12 protein-coding genes are annotated in these 15,156 nt (G+C 63.3%); all 12 read left to right on the top strand.

The features are described 5' to 3' along the window. Nucleotides 1-108: 108 nt before the first annotated feature. Nucleotides 109-1,206: an NADH-quinone oxidoreductase subunit NuoE gene (nuoE, locus tag ACTJKX_RS07025; RefSeq protein WP_311938190.1), complete on the top strand. Its 1,098-nt coding sequence runs from the start codon at nucleotides 109-111 to the stop codon at nucleotides 1,204-1,206. A gap of 75 nt (nucleotides 1,207-1,281) precedes the next feature. After that, on the top strand, nucleotides 1,282-2,583 hold the full coding sequence (nuoF, locus tag ACTJKX_RS07020; RefSeq protein ID WP_311938192.1) for an NADH-quinone oxidoreductase subunit NuoF: 1,302 nt from the start codon (nucleotides 1,282-1,284) through the stop codon (nucleotides 2,581-2,583). Nucleotides 2,584-2,761: 178 nt separating this feature from the next. Next, entirely contained in the window at nucleotides 2,762-4,840 is a 2,079-nt protein-coding gene (gene nuoG, locus ACTJKX_RS07015; RefSeq protein WP_440724823.1) for an NADH-quinone oxidoreductase subunit NuoG, read from the top strand. Nucleotides 4,841-4,849: 9 nt separating this feature from the next. Then, on the top strand, nucleotides 4,850-5,899 hold the full coding sequence (nuoH, locus tag ACTJKX_RS07010; RefSeq protein WP_068282537.1) for an NADH-quinone oxidoreductase subunit NuoH: 1,050 nt from the start codon (nucleotides 4,850-4,852) through the stop codon (nucleotides 5,897-5,899). Continuing rightward, the gene (nuoI, locus tag ACTJKX_RS07005) at nucleotides 5,896-6,414 is read left to right on the top strand and encodes an NADH-quinone oxidoreductase subunit NuoI (RefSeq protein WP_311938196.1); all 519 of its coding nucleotides are present in this window, start codon (nucleotides 5,896-5,898) and stop codon (nucleotides 6,412-6,414) included. The genes nuoH and nuoI overlap by 4 nt, the downstream gene beginning before the upstream one ends. A gap of 105 nt (nucleotides 6,415-6,519) precedes the next feature. Next, nucleotides 6,520-7,128 carry an NADH-quinone oxidoreductase subunit J gene (locus tag ACTJKX_RS07000; protein WP_068282540.1) on the top strand — a complete coding sequence of 203 codons (609 nt, stop codon included), beginning with the start codon at nucleotides 6,520-6,522 and terminating at the stop codon, nucleotides 7,126-7,128. A gap of 3 nt (nucleotides 7,129-7,131) precedes the next feature. Continuing rightward, on the top strand, nucleotides 7,132-7,440 hold the full coding sequence (gene nuoK / locus ACTJKX_RS06995; protein ID WP_068282543.1) for an NADH-quinone oxidoreductase subunit NuoK: 309 nt from the start codon (nucleotides 7,132-7,134) through the stop codon (nucleotides 7,438-7,440). Nucleotides 7,441-7,444: 4 nt separating this feature from the next. Then, a complete protein-coding gene (gene nuoL, locus ACTJKX_RS06990) occupies nucleotides 7,445-9,574 on the top strand; it encodes an NADH-quinone oxidoreductase subunit L (protein WP_440724822.1) in 2,130 nt (709 codons plus the stop codon). Further along, nucleotides 9,574-11,073, top strand: coding sequence for an NADH-quinone oxidoreductase subunit M (locus tag ACTJKX_RS06985; protein WP_311938201.1), 1,500 nt, complete (start codon nucleotides 9,574-9,576; stop codon nucleotides 11,071-11,073). Before nuoL ends, ACTJKX_RS06985 begins: the two co-directional genes overlap by 1 nt. 14 nt (nucleotides 11,074-11,087) lie before the next feature. Continuing rightward, nucleotides 11,088-12,518: an NADH-quinone oxidoreductase subunit NuoN gene (gene nuoN, locus ACTJKX_RS06980; RefSeq protein ID WP_440724821.1), complete on the top strand. Its 1,431-nt coding sequence runs from the start codon at nucleotides 11,088-11,090 to the stop codon at nucleotides 12,516-12,518. 28 nt (nucleotides 12,519-12,546) lie between these two features. Then, nucleotides 12,547-13,302 (top strand): biotin--[acetyl-CoA-carboxylase] ligase, encoded by a 756-nt coding sequence (locus tag ACTJKX_RS06975; RefSeq protein WP_440724820.1) that lies wholly within the window; start codon nucleotides 12,547-12,549, stop codon nucleotides 13,300-13,302. A 183-nt stretch (nucleotides 13,303-13,485) separates the two neighbouring features. Further along, nucleotides 13,486-15,156, top strand: coding sequence for a ribonuclease J (locus ACTJKX_RS06970; protein WP_440724819.1), 1,671 nt, complete (start codon nucleotides 13,486-13,488; stop codon nucleotides 15,154-15,156).

Here is a 15,156-nt window from a genome sequence, read left to right as displayed (position 1 = left end):
CGATTTGAGGGGATCACCACGAATCGCAAGACGCGTCGAAACCAGGAGTGAGAGCAACAGTGCGTTTGCCAAGACGCGCCTTGCTCTAGCAGTTAAAGAGGAATGCGCATGTCCGTCCGCAGGCTCGCGCCCCAGGAACTCCAGCCGGCAAGCTTTGCCTTCACGTCCGAAAACGAGGCGTGGGTGGAAAAGCAGATTGCCAAATACCCGCCCGGCCGGCAGGCCTCGGCGGTGATACCGCTGTTGTGGAAGGCGCAGGAACAGGCCGGTGGCTGGGTGTCCCAGGCAGCGATCGAGGTGATCGCGGCGCGTCTGGGCATGGCGAAGATCCGCGTTCTGGAGATCGCAACCTTCTACACCATGTTCAACCTGGAGCCGGTGGGCAAATATTTCATCCAGCTCTGCGGTACCACGCCCTGCCAGCTGCGCGGCGCCGAGGCGATCCGCGACGTGGTCAAGAAACGCGTCGGTCCGGAACGTCACGTGACCGCCGATGGCAATTTCTCATGGCTGGAGGTCGAGTGCCTCGGGGCTTGCTGCAATGCGCCGATGGTGCAGATCAACGCCGATTTCTATGAAGATCTCACGCCCGAGATCATGGAACGCATCATCGACGATCTCGCTGCCGGCAAGGAAGTGAAGCCGGGGCCACAGAACGGCCGCTTCTCGTCCGAGCCGGAAGGAGGCGCCCAGACCCTGAACGATCCGGCGCTCTATGACGGCTCGGTCATCGGCTCCTGGAAAAAGCGCTTCGAGGAAGAAAAGGCTAAGCTGGAAGCCGCGAAGGCAGAGGCAGCCAAGGCGGAAGCTGCAAAGGCTGCCGGTACACCTCCTCCTCCTGCTCCCGCTACGACGGCGGCACCGGTAGCTGCAGCTCCGGCGGCAGCGCCAGCCCCCGCCGCACCGGTGCCCGCTCCCGTTTCCGATGACCACAAGCCGGTCCTGCTGAAGGCCGCTCGCGAGGGCGGGCCTGACGATCTCAAGCTGATCCACGGCGTTGGTCCCAAGCTCGAGGAAATGCTGCACCAGATGGGTGTCTATCACTTCGATCAGATCGCCGCCTGGAACGACAGCAACCTTGCCTGGGTCGACCAGAATCTCGGGGCTTTCAAGGGCAGGGCCCTGCGGGACGGCTGGATCGAGCAGGCCAAGAAACTCGCGACCGGCTGGCGTCCCGAAAACCCGGCCGGCGAGAAGTTGGATTGAAGTGGGCGGGAAGGGGCATGACGCCATCCTTCCCACCTGAGCGTTTTAAGAAGTTTCATTATTGACAGGTTCGCCATGCTTGCTGATCGCGACCGCATCTTCACCAATCTCTACGGCCTCCAGTCACCCGGACTGCAGGCGGCCATCAAGCGTGGCTCGTGGGACGGTACCAAGCAGATCCTCGAGATGGGCCAGGACTGGATCATCAACGAGATGAAGGCTTCGGGCCTGCGGGGACGCGGCGGCGCCGGCTTCCCCACCGGCCTGAAATGGTCCTTCATGCCGAAGAAATCGGATGGCCGGCCGAGTTATCTCGTCGTCAATGCCGACGAGTCCGAGCCGGGCACCTGCAAGGATCGCGAGATCATGCGGCATGATCCGCAGCATCTGGTCGAAGGCTGCCTGATCGCCTCCTTCGCCATGAATGCGCATGCCTGCTATATCTATATCCGCGGCGAATATATCCGTGAGCGCGAGGCCCTGCAGCGCGCCGTCGACGAGGCCTACGAAGCCGGCCTGATCGGCAAGAACAACAAGCACGGCTGGGATTTCGATCTCTACGTCCACCATGGCGCCGGTGCCTATATCTGCGGCGAGGAGACCGCGCTGCTCGAAAGCCTCGAGGGCAAGAAGGGCATGCCGCGCATGAAGCCGCCCTTCCCGGCGAATATGGGCCTTTATGGTTGCCCGACCACGGTGAACAACGTCGAGTCGATCGCCGTCGCCCCCACCATCCTGCGGCGCGGGGCCGGCTGGTTCGCCGGCATCGGCAACCCCAACAATGTCGGCACCAAGCTCTTCTGCGTGTCGGGGCATGTGAACAAGCCCTGCAACGTCGAAGAGGCAATGGGCATTCCCTTCCGCGAACTGATTGAGCGCCATTGCGGCGGCATCCGGGGCGGCTGGGACAATCTGAAGGCGGTCATTCCGGGCGGATCGTCGGTGCGCATGGTGCCGGCCGAACAGATCATCGACACGCCGATGGATTTCGACTCGCTCTCGAAATTGCGCTCGGGTCTGGGCACCGCCGCCGTCATCGTGATGGACAAGTCCACCGACGTGGTGCGTACGATCGCCCGGCTTGCCTATTTCTACAAGCATGAGAGCTGCGGCCAGTGCACGCCCTGCCGCGAAGGTACGGGCTGGATGTGGCGCGTGCTCACCCGCATGGCGGAAGGACGTGCCCAGAAGCGCGAGATCGACATGCTGCTCGACGTCACCAAGCAGGTCGAAGGGCATACGATCTGCGCACTGGGTGACGCAGCGGCCTGGCCGATCCAGGGCCTGATCACCCATTTCCGTCATGAGATCGAAGCGCGCATCGATCAATATGCCGCCAACCCCCATTCCACCCCTGTCCTGCAGGCGGCGGAATAGCAGGCCGGCTCCCGCCGGTTGCAACTTATCAGGGCCGGGATCGCCTCCCGTTTCCGGCCTTTCAGAGCGCTGAATTTTCGCTTCGCGATGTTGATCGCGGCACGGAATTTTGCGAAGTCGAGTTTGGAAAGAGTCTGGATTGCGTCTTGCAGTCCAGGCCTGATCGTCAAGGTTATCCATGGCCAAGTTGATCGTCGACGGACAGGAAATCGAGGTCCCGGCGGAGTACACACTCCTCCAGGCCTGTGAGGTCGCGGGTGCTGAGATCCCGCGTTTCTGCTTCCACGAGCGCCTGTCGATTGCCGGCAATTGCCGCATGTGTCTGGTCGAGGTGAAGGGCGGTCCGCCCAAGCCCACGGCTTCCTGCGCCATGGCGGTACGCGACCTGCGCCCAGGCCCGAACGGCGAGCCGCCGGTGGTGCTCACCAAGAGCCCGATGGTCAAGAAGGCGCGTGAAGGGGTGATGGAGTTCCTGCTCATCAACCATCCGCTGGACTGCCCGATCTGCGACCAGGGCGGCGAGTGCGACCTGCAGGACCAGGCCATGGCCTACGGCGTCGACAAGAACCGCTATGCCGAGAACAAGCGCGCGGTCGAAGACAAATATATCGGTCCGCTGGTCAAGACGGTGATGAACCGCTGCATCCATTGCACGCGCTGCGTCCGCTTCACCACGGAGGTCGCCGGCGTCTCCGAGCTCGGCGCCATCGGCCGTGGCGAGGATATGGAGATCACCACCTATCTCGAAAAGGCGATGAGCTCCGAACTGCAGGGCAATGTCATCGACCTCTGCCCGGTCGGCGCCCTGACCTCCAAGCCCTACGAATTCCATGCCCGTCCCTGGGAGCTCTCCAAGACTGAATCCGTCGATGTGATGGATGCGGTGGGCTCAGCCATCCGCATCGATGCGCGCGGCCGGGAAGTGCTGCGCATCGTGCCGCGCACCAATGAACTGGTGAACGAGGAGTGGATCTCCGACAAGACCCGCTTCATCTGGGACGGCCTGCGGACCCAGCGTCTCGACCGACCCTATCTGCGTGTCGATGGCCGCCTCAAGCCGGTCACCTGGCAGGAGGCTTTTGCCGCCATAGCGACCAAGGTGAAGGCTGCCAAGCCGGAACGCATCGGCGCCATCGCCGGCGATCTCGCGGCGGTGGAGGAACTGTTCGCGCTGAAGGATCTCATCGGCAAGCTCGGCTCCAAGAACCTCGACGCCCGCCAGGACGGCGCCAAGATCGATCCTGCCCTGGGCCGCGCCGGCTACCTGTTCAACCCGACCATCGCCGGCCTCGAAGAGGCCGATGCGATCCTGCTGGTGGGCACCAATCCGCGCAAGGAAGCCTCGGTGCTCAATGCCCGCATCCGCAAGCGTTGGTTGCGCGGCGCCAAGATCGGCCTGATCGGCGAGCAGGCCGATCTGACCTATACCTATGATTATCTCGGCGCCGGCCCCGATACTTTGGCCGATCTCGCGGCCGGCAAGGGCGCCTTCGCCGATCTGCTGAAGGGGGCGGCCAAGCCCGTCATCATCGTGGGTGGCGGTGTCTATGCTCGTCCGGACGGCGCAGCCCTGCTGTCGCTGGCCGCCAAGGCCGCCCAGGCCCTCGGCGTGGTCAAGGAGGGCTGGAACGGCTTCGGCGTGCTGCACAATGCGGCCTCGCGTGTCGGTGCGCTCGATGTCGGTTTCGTGCCGGGCGAGGGCGGCCTCGATGCCGCCGGCATGGCCAAGGCCGGCGCGCTCGACGTGCTCTTCCTGCTGGGCGCCGACGAGATCACCATCGAGCCGGGTGCCTTCGTGGTCTATCAGGGCAGCCATGGCGACCGCGGCGCGCATCGTGCCGACGTCATCCTGCCGGCCGCCGCCTATCCCGAGCGTTCGGGCCTGTTCGTCAACACCGAAGGCCGGGTCCAGCTCGCCAACCGCGCGGCGTTCCCGCCCGGCGAGGCACGTGAGGATTGGGCGATCCTGCGGGCCCTGTCGGAAGCCGTCGGTGCCAAGCTCGGCTATGACTCGCTCGCTGCCTTGCGCAAGGCCCTGTTTGCCGCCATTCCCCATCTCGGCCAGATCGGCCAGGTTGCCGCGGCCGATGTCGCCGGCATCTCGGCTCTGGCGAATGTCGGTGGCGACTTCGACAGGGCGGCTTTCGCGGCTGCGATCAGCGATTTCTATTTGACCAACCCCATCGCGCGCGCTTCGGCCGTGATGGCGCAGTGTTCGCAGCTCGCCTCGGGCGCGCTGCCGCTGGCGGCGGAGTAAGGACGGGCCATGACGATCTGGGAAACACTCCTGTGGAAGGTAGGCCTGCCGGCGCTGCAAAGCGTGGTTCTGCTGGTCTGCCTGCTTGTCTTCATCGCCTATTACCTGCTGGCCGACCGCAAGGTCTGGGCAGCCGTACAGCTGCGCCGCGGTCCCAACGTCGTCGGGCCGTTCGGGCTGTTCCAGTCCTTCGCCGACCTGCTCAAATTCGTGCTCAAGGAGCCGGTGATCCCGGCGGGCGCGAACAAGGGCGTCTTCCTGCTCGCTCCCTTCGTCACCTGCGTGCTGGCGCTGGCCGGTTGGGCCGTGCTGCCGGTGGCGGCCGGCACGATGATCGCCGACATCAATGTCGGCATCCTCTATGTCTTCGCCATCTCCTCTCTTGGTGTCTACGGCACCATCATGGCGGGCTGGGCCTCAAACTCGAAATATCCCTTCCTGTCGGCCCTGCGCGCCGCGGCCCAGATGGTGTCCTATGAAGTCTCGATCGGCTTCGTCATCATCACCGTGCTGCTTTGCGCCGGCTCGCTGAACCTGACGGCCATCGTCGACGCTCAGCACAGCCGCGGTCTTGCCAGCCTGATCGGTCTGCCCTGGCTGACCTTCCTGAACTGGTACTGGCTGCCGCTCTTCCCGATGTTCATCATCTTCTTCATCTCGGCCTTGGCCGAGACGAACCGGCCGCCCTTCGATCTGGCCGAAGCCGAGTCCGAACTCGTGGCCGGCTTCATGGTCGAATACGCCTCCACGCCCTACCTGCTGTTCATGCTGGGCGAGTATGTGGCGATCATGACCATGTGCGCCCTGACCACCATCCTGTTCATGGGTGGCTGGAGCGCGCCGATCGATCTGCCGCCCTTCACCTGGATCCCGGGGTTCATCTGGTTCCTGGTCAAGGTGACCTTCGTCTTCTTCATGTTCGCGATGGTGAAGGCCTTCGTGCCGCGCTACCGCTATGACCAGCTGATGCGTCTCGGCTGGAAAGTTTTCCTGCCGCTGTCGATCGCCATGGTCGTGATCGTCGCAGGCTTCCTCCAGATCACCGGATGGGCACCATGACCGCCGCCAATCCCAGCCGGCCGCGCGTCGGTCTCGATCAGGCCGCCAAGGCGCTGTTCCTGAAGGAATTCGTTTCGGCCTTCTTCCTGTCGATGCGCTATTTCTTCAAGCCGAAGGCCACGTTGAACTATCCCTTCGAAAAGGGCCGGCTGTCGCCGCGCTTCCGGGGCGAGCACGCCCTGCGCCGTTATCCCAACGGCGAGGAGCGTTGCATCGCCTGCAAATTGTGCGAAGCGATCTGCCCGGCCCAGGCCATCACCATCGAGGCCGGACCGCGCGGCAATGACGGCACGCGGCGGACGACCCGCTACGACATCGACATGGTCAAGTGCATCTATTGCGGCTTCTGCCAGGAAGCCTGCCCGGTGGATGCCATCGTCGAGGGGCCGAACTTCGAGTTCGCCGTCGAGACGCGCGAAGAGCTGTTCTACGACAAGGACCGTCTTCTGAGCAATGGCGACCGCTGGGAGCGGGAAATCGCCAAGAACATTGCCAAGGACGCACCTTATCGCTAGGCGCCGAGCGGACCTGACGGACCGAGTTTGTTTGTATGTGCTTCAGCCAGGCTGAAGCGGTTTGAGACTAGACGGCACGGAAACGGGCCGGAGAGGGGTTTGAACATGAATGTGGCGACAGCCTTCTTCTACCTGTTCGCCTTTGTTTGCGTGGCATCGGCCTTGATGGTCATCCTGTCGCGCAACCCTGTGCATTCGGTGCTCTATCTGATCCTGGCCTTCGTCAATGCGGCCGGCCTGTTCATGCTCACCGGGGCCGAGTTCCTCGCGTTGATCCTGATCGTGGTCTATGTCGGCGCCGTCGCCGTGCTCTTCCTCTTCGTGGTGATGATGCTCGACGTCGATTTCACCGAGCTGCGCCAGGGCTTCCTGCAATATCTGCCCATCGGTTTCCTGGTCGGCCTGATCGTGTTGATCGAACTGCTGATGGTGGTGGTCGGCTGGGCTATCTCTCCCGGCATCGTCGTCAATCCGCAGACGCAGATCGATACTTCCGTTACCAACACCGAGGCGCTCGGCCGCGTGCTCTACACGCAATATGCCTTCTTCTTCCAGGGCGCCGGCCTGGTGCTGCTGGTGGCCATGATCGGCGCCATCGTGCTGACACTGCGCCACAAGGAAGGCGTCAAGCGCCAGAATCCGGCCCTGCAGTCGGCGCGCACCAAGGCGCAGTCGGTCGAGGTCATCAAAGTTCAGCCAGGGCAGGGGATCTGACACATGGCCGTCGATCTTTCCCATTTTCTCGCCGTCGCCGCCGTTCTCTTCACCATCGGCGTGCTCGGGATTTTCATCAACCGCAAGAACGTCATCGTCATCCTGATGTCGGTGGAACTCATCCTGCTTGCGGTGAACATCAATATGGTCGCCTTCTCCGCGGCGCTGCACGACATTACGGGCCAGGTCTTCACCCTGCTGATCCTGACGGTCGCCGCCGCCGAGGCCGCGATCGGTCTGGCCATTCTGGTGGCGTTCTACCGTAATCGCGGTTCGATCGCCGTCGAAGATATCAACGTGATGAAGGGCTGAGGGCGTGTATAACGCAATTGTCTTCCTGCCGCTCCTCGGCTTCCTGATTGCCGGCATCGCCAACATGCTGACCTGGCGCCTGGCGCCGGCCGATGCTGCCGAGACCTCCGGGCATGGCCACGGCGACCATGGCCATGGTGCCCACGGGCACGACGCGAATGGTCATGACGATCACGGCCATGACTCCGATGGTCACGACGATCATCACGCCGTCGAGGAATCCCCCCATTCGCCCGGCAAGATCCGCTTTGCCGAATATGTCACGACCGGCCTGCTGTTCGTGTCCTGCCTGCTGTCCTGGGTTGCCTTCATCAATGTCGGCTTCAACGGCGCCACCGCTTCGGTTCCGGTGCTCGACTGGATCCATGTCGGCAAGTTGCAGATCGACTGGGCCCTGCGCGTCGATACGCTGACGGCCGTGATGCTGGTGGTGGTCACCACCGTGTCTTCGCTCGTTCACCTCTATTCCATCGGCTACATGGAAGAGGATCCCGCACGGCCGCGCTTCTTCGCCTATCTGTCGCTGTTCACCTTCGCCATGCTGATGCTGGTGACCTCCGACAATCTGGTTCAGATGTTCTTCGGCTGGGAAGGCGTGGGCCTGGCCTCGTATCTCCTGATCGGCTTCTGGTACAAGAAGCCCTCGGCCAACGCCGCCGCCATCAAGGCCTTCGTGGTCAACCGCGTCGGCGATTTTGGCTTCCAGCTCGGCATCTTCGCGGTGTTCGTGATCTTCGGTCAGGTCGGTTTCGAAGGCATCTTCAAGGAAGCCGCCAGCAAGGCCGAGACCAGCATCCACTTCCTCGGTTATACGCTGCCAGCGCTCGAGGTGGCCTGCGTGCTGCTGTTCATAGGGGCCATGGGCAAGTCCGCGCAGTTCCTGCTGCACACCTGGCTGCCGGACGCGATGGAAGGCCCGACGCCGGTCTCCGCGCTCATCCATGCCGCTACCATGGTAACGGCGGGCATCGTGATGGTGGCGCGCCTGTCGCCGCTGTTCCAGCACGCCCCGAATGCGCTGGCCTTCGTCACCTTCATCGGTGCCACCACGGCCTTCTTCGCCGCCACGGTTGGCCTGGTCCAGAACGACATCAAGCGTGTCATCGCCTACTCGACCTGTTCGCAGCTCGGCTACATGTTCGTGGCGCTGGGCGTCGGCGCCTACAATGTCGGCGTGTTCCACCTGTTCACCCACGCCTTTTTCAAGGCGCTGCTGTTCCTCGGTGCCGGCTCGGTCATCCATGCCATGCATCATGAGCAGGACATGCGGCACATGGGCGGCCTGAAGTCGAAGATCCCGCTGACCTATTGGGCGATGATTATCGGCACCCTGGCGCTCACCGGCTTCGGCGTTCCCTTCACCCAGATCGGCTTCGCCGGCTTCAATTCCAAGGACGGCATCATCGAGGCGGCCTGGGCTGCCTATGCCGAAGGCGGCCACCTGATCCCGCTTTATGCCTTCTGCATGACGGTGATCGCGGCCCTGATGACCTCCTTCTATTCCTGGCGCCTGATCTACATGACCTTCCATGGGCAGACCCGGGCCGATGCGCATACCTATGACCATGCGCATGAATCGCCGATGCCGATGATGATCCCGCTGGCAGTGCTGTCGGTCGGCGCGGTGATCGCGGGCATGGTGTTCCACCATTCCTTCGCCACCGAGGAAGGGCTGGAGCATTTCTGGCGCGAGGCCGTGTCACTGGGCGAGGGGACCAAGATCCTCGAGGGCATGGAGCATGTTCCATGGCTCGTTCATCTGGCACCTTTCGCGATGATGGCCATCGGCTGGGCCACGGCCTATTACATGTACATCGTCAAGCCTTCGGTGCCGGCGGCCATCGCTGCCCGCAATCCGCTGCTCTACAACTTCCTGCTCAACAAGTGGTATTTCGACGAGCTGTATGACTGGGCCTTCGTCCGCCCGGCCAAGTGGCTCGGCCGCTTCCTGTGGAAGAAGGGGGATGGCGCCGTCATCGACGGCCTTGGCCCGGATGGTGTCTCGGCCCGCGTCGTCGACGTCACCCGCGGTGTCGTCAAGCTGCAGACCGGCTATCTCTATCACTATGCCTTCGCCATGCTGATCGGCATCGCGGCCTTGTTCACCTGGTCCATGCTCGGAGGCACGCACTGATGTCCTGGCCGGTTCTTTCCGTCACGACCTTCCTGCCCCTGGTGGGCGTGGTGCTGATGCTCGTGCTTCGGGGTGACTCCGAAAGCGTGAAGCGCAATTCGCGCATCATCTCGCTGTGGACCACCATCGCGACCTTCGTCGTCTCGCTCTTCCCGTTGTTTGCCTTCGATCCGGCAAACACCAGCTTCCAGTTCGTGGAGAACACCAACTGGCTCGGCGGCACCACGGGCGGGGCGATCAACTATCGCATGGGCGTCGACGGCATTTCGCTGCCCTTCGTCATCCTGACCACCTTCCTGATGCCGTTCTGCATCCTCGCCTCCTGGCGCTCGATCCAGAACCGCGTGCGCGAATACATGATCGCCTTCCTCGTGCTGGAGACGCTGATGATCGGCGTGTTCTGCGCGCAGGACATCGTGCTGTTCTACCTGTTCTTCGAAGGCGGCCTGATCCCGATGTTCCTGATCATCGGCATCTGGGGCGGACAGCGGCGCATCTATGCCAGCTTCAAGTTCTTCCTCTACACGCTGCTCGGCTCGGTGCTGATGCTGATCGCCATCATGGCGATGTATTGGAATGCCGGCTCTTCGGACATCGCCGTGCTGCTCAAGCACCCGTTCCCGGTGCAGATGCAGACCTATCTGTGGCTGGCCTTCTTCGCGTCCTTCGCCGTGAAGATGCCGATGTGGCCGGTGCACACCTGGCTGCCCGACGCCCATGTCGAGGCGCCGACGGCGGGTTCGGTCATCCTGGCCGGCATCCTGCTGAAGATGGGCGGCTACGGCTTCATCCGCTTCTCGCTGCCGATGTTCCCTGCGGCGTCCGAATATTTCGCGCCACTGGTGTTCACGCTCTCGGTCATCGCCATCGTCTACACCTCGCTGGTGGCGCTGATGCAGGAGGATATCAAGAAGCTGATCGCCTACTCGTCGGTCGCCCATATGGGCTTCGTCACCATGGGCCTGTTCTCGATGAACGAGCAGGGCGTGCAGGGCGCGATCTTCCAGATGATCTCCCATGGCATCGTCTCGGGTGCGCTGTTCCTGTGCGTCGGCGTGGTCTACGACCGCATGCATACCCGCGAGATCGCGGCTTATGGCGGCCTGGTCAACCGCATGCCCTGGTATGCGCTGGCGCTGATGGTCTTCACCATGGCCAATGTCGGCCTGCCCGGCACCTCAGGCTTCGTCGGCGAGTTCCTCACGCTGGTGGGCGCTTTCTCGACCAACACCTGGGTGGCTTTCTTCGCCACCTTCGGCGTGATCCTGTCGGCGGCCTATGCACTCTGGCTCTATCGCCGCGTCGTCTACGGCGCGCTGGAAAAGCCGAGCCTGGCCGGCATCGCCGATCTCACCGGCCGGGAGTTCATCATCCTGGCCCCGCTGGTGCTGCTCACGATCTATTTCGGCGTCTATCCCAAGCCGATCCTGAACATGAGCGAAGCCGCCGTCACCCATCTCATCCAGGCGGCGAAAGCTGCCAGCGTTGCGCTTAACTGATCCGAAGGCGAGCCATGTCTGCTTCTGAAATTGCAACGGCGCTTCCGGAAATCGTTCTGGTCCTCGGCGCCATCGCTCTGCTGATGATCGGTGTCTTCTCGGCGCCGCGCGGCTACGGCATGGTCACCACCCTTTCGGTGGTGTTGCTGGCCGTGGTCGCGGTGCTGGTGGCCATGAGCACCGATGGCAAGGCCTTCAACGGTTCCTTCAGCGTCGATGCCTTCGCCCGCTTCACCAAGATCCTGGTCCTGATCGGCTCTGGAACGGCGATCGTGATGTCGAGCGACTTCCTGCGTTCGCGCGGCATCGAGAAGTTCGAATATCCGGTGATGATCCTGCTGGCCACCACCGGCATGATGATGATGCTGTCGGCCAACGACCTCATCGCCCTCTATATCGGGCTGGAACTGCAGTCGCTGGCCCTCTACGTCATCGCTTCCATCCATCGCGACGACCTGAAGTCCACCGAGGCGGGCCTGAAATATTTCGTCCTCGGTGCGCTCTCCTCGGGCATGCTGCTCTATGGCGCATCGCTGATCTACGGTTTCGCCGGCACCGTGTCGTTCACCGGCATCGCTGCTGCGGTGCAGGGGCATGTCGGCCTCGGCCTCGTCTTCGGCATCGTCTTCCTGCTGGCCGGCCTGGCCTTCAAGATCTCGGCCGTGCCCTTCCATATGTGGACGCCCGACGTCTATGAGGGCGCGCCCACGCCGGTGACCACCCTGTTTGCCGGTGCGCCGAAGATTGCCGCCATGGGGCTGCTGGTCCGCGTGATCATCACCTCCTTCCCGGCAGCGCTTGCCCAGTGGCAGCAGATCGTGGTGTTCATCGCCATCGCCTCGATGGCCCTTGGTTCCTTCGCGGCGATCGGCCAGAGCAACATCAAGCGCCTCATGGCCTATTCGTCCATCGGCCATATGGGCTTTGCCCTGGTCGGCTTGGCTGCAGGGACCTCGGAGGGCGTGCAGGGCGTGCTGATCTATCTGGCGCTCTATCTGGCCATGACCATCGGCACCTTTGCCGTGATCCTGTCGATGAAGCGCAGGGGCGCCTATGTCGAGAGTGTCAGCGATCTCGCCGGCCTGTCGAGCAAGCAGCCGATCATGGCCTATGCGCTCGCCGCGCTGATGTTCTCGCTGGCGGGCATTCCTCCGCTCTCCGGTTTCTGGGCCAAGTGGTATGTGTTCGTCGCCGCCGTGCATCAGGGCCTGTGGCCTCTGGCAATCCTCGGCGTGCTCTCCAGCGTGGTGGGGGCCTTCTATTACCTGCGCATCATCAAGGTGATGTTCTTCGACGAGCCCGCCGAGGAGTTCGAGCCGATGTCGGTTTCGCTCGCAGGGGTGCTTGCCATCGCTACCATCGTGACGGTGTTCTTCATTGTCTGGCCGACTCTGGTGACCGGACCGGCCGCGGCTGCGGCCGCCTCGCTCCTGCCCTCGGGCTGATGCAAGCAGGGGCAATGAAACGCGGCCGATGAAACTTGGAGTTCAGGCACAGGCGGCAGGCTTCCGTCATCTACATTTCGACTCGATTGGTTCGACCAATGTCGAAGCCCTGCAGCGCGGACAGGACCGCCTGTGGGTGACGGCCGGCGAGCAGGTCTCCGGCAAGGGGCGGCGCGGCCGCCCCTGGAGCTCTCCGCAGGGCAATCTCTATGCCTCGCTGCTGCTGGTCGATCCCGCCGAACCGCGGCGGGCGGCCGATCTTTGTTTCGTTGCCGCCCTGGCGCTCAGCGATGCGGTGCTCGCCACCGCGCCGCGTGCCGCCGCGGCGCTGGCCCTGAAATGGCCCAATGACGTCTTGATCGGCGGCGCCAAGCTCGCCGGTATCCTGGTCGAAGGCGCCCATGCCGGCGGTGGTTTTTCGGCGGTGATAGGCTGCGGGGTCAACATCGCCAGCCATCCCGGAGGCACGCCCTATCCGGCCACGCATCTTGCGGCGAGCGATGCCGCCATCAATGTCGAGAGCTTTTTCGTAGCGCTGACGGACGGCTTTGCCCGGCGTCTGGAGCAATGGCAGCGCGGTGCCGGCTTTGCCGCCATCCGTGAGGCTTGGCTGCAGCGCGCTGCCGGGCTCGGACGCCGCATCGTCGTGCGCCTGCCCTCGGGCGACATCGATGGCGTGTTCGAGGCTCTCGACGCCGAAGGCGTACTGATCCTGCGCGACGATGCCGGGGCGCGACGTGAAATTTCGGCGGGCGAGATCTTCTTTCCGGGCCTGGTCCCTTGAGCAAAGCGCGTTTGGGGGAAACGCTCTTTTGCTCGAACTCTTTCGTACGACGCGTCTTTGCGATTCTTGGTGATTCCGCCGGATCGCAAAACGCTTTAATTCATCCGATTCATGAAGAGTTTGGCTGCCTTCGTTGCAGCCTGATGCGAATAATGGGGCCAACGCGCCCGTAAGGAACCAAACATGGCACGCGATACCTCCGACCTCGTCTTCTGCGCCCTCGGCGGCATTGGCGAGATCGGCATGAACATGGCGCTTTACGGCTATGGCCCGGCGAACAAGCGTCAATGGCTGATGGTCGATTGCGGCGTGTCGTTTGCCGACGACAACCTGCCGGGCGTCGACCTCGTCATGCCCGATACCCGCTTCATCGAGGCGCAGCGCAAGAATTTGACGGGCATCGTGATCACCCATGCGCATGAGGACCATTTCGGCGCACTCATCCATCTTTGGCCGAAACTGCAGGTGCCGGTCTATGCCACCAAGTTCACCGCGGCCCTGCTGGAGGCCAAGCGCCTGCACGATCCCGATGCGCCCAAGATCGATCTGCGCATCATCCCCTCCCAGGCGCGATTCACGCTGGGGCAGTTCGACATCGAATTGATCAATGTCGCCCATTCCATTCCAGAGTCGAATGCGCTGGCGATCCGCACCCCTGCGGGCATGGTCGTCCACACCGGTGACTGGAAGATCGACGAGACGCCGGTGATCCCGCCCACGACCGATGCCGCACGGCTCAAGGCATTGGGGGATGAAGGCGTGCTGGCCCTGGTCTGCGATTCCACCAATGCAATCCGCGACGGGCGTTCTCCCTCCGAGCGCGACGTCGCCAAGAATCTGGCGGAGATCATCGGCGCGAGGAAGGGCAGGGTGGCCGTCACCACCTTCGCTTCCAATGTCGGGCGCATTCGTTCGATCGCCGAAGCCGCCATGGCGAACGACCGCAGCGTGGTGATCGTCGGCCGGGCCATGGAGCGGGTTTGCCAGGTCGCGCGCGAATGCGGCCTGCTCGACGGCATTCCCGATTTCCTGAGCCCGGAAAGCTACGGCTTCCTGCCGCGGGAGAAGGTGGTCGCCGTGCTCACCGGCAGCCAGGGCGAGCCCCGCGCTGCGCTGGCGCGCATCGCCCGGGGCGAGCACCCTGAGGTCACGCTGGCCAAGGGCGATACGGTGATCTTCTCCTCTCGCACCATTCCGGGCAATGAGAAGGCCGTCGGCAACATTATCAACGGCCTTGTGCGGCAGGGCGCGGAGATCGTCACCGATCGCAACCAGCTCGTGCATGTCTCCGGCCATCCGCGGCGCGGCGAACTCACCGACATGTATCACTGGACGCGGCCGAAGATCGCCATTCCCGTGCATGGCGAAGCCTGGCACTTGGCCGAACATGCCGAACTCGCCCGTTCGCTCGGCGTGCCTGAAGTCGTCGCGGCCGGTGACGGCCAGATCATCGCGTTGCGCGAAGGTGATACCAAGGTGGTGGACGAGGCGCCCACCGGGCGCATCTGCCTCGATGGTGACGTGCTGATCAACGCTTCCGAGGAAACTATCCCCCAACGTCGGCGCCTGTCCTGGTCCGGTGCTGTCTCGGTTGCGCTCGCTCTGTCCGAGAAGGGCGAGATCGTCAACGAGCCGGATGTGAAATTCTCCGGTCTGCCAGTGCGTGTCGGTGATGGTCGCCTGATGGACGACGTCATCGCCGATGCCGCCCTGCTGGTGATCGACAGTCTGCCCAAGCCCAAGCGACGCGATCCCGACGCGGTCGAACTGGCGGTGGAGCGCGCCGTGCGCTCGGCTGTGAACGCAGTGTGGGGCAAGAAGCCTGTTTGTCATGTGATCGTGCTGGTGGTCTGA

It is taken from the genome of Labrys sp. 22185, assembly GCF_052045555.1.
GTDB classification, from domain to species: domain Bacteria; phylum Pseudomonadota; class Alphaproteobacteria; order Rhizobiales; family Labraceae; genus Labrys; species Labrys neptuniae.
The sequence above is the reverse complement of the archived record's forward strand: the minus strand, read 5'-3'. Positions and strand labels throughout refer to the sequence as shown.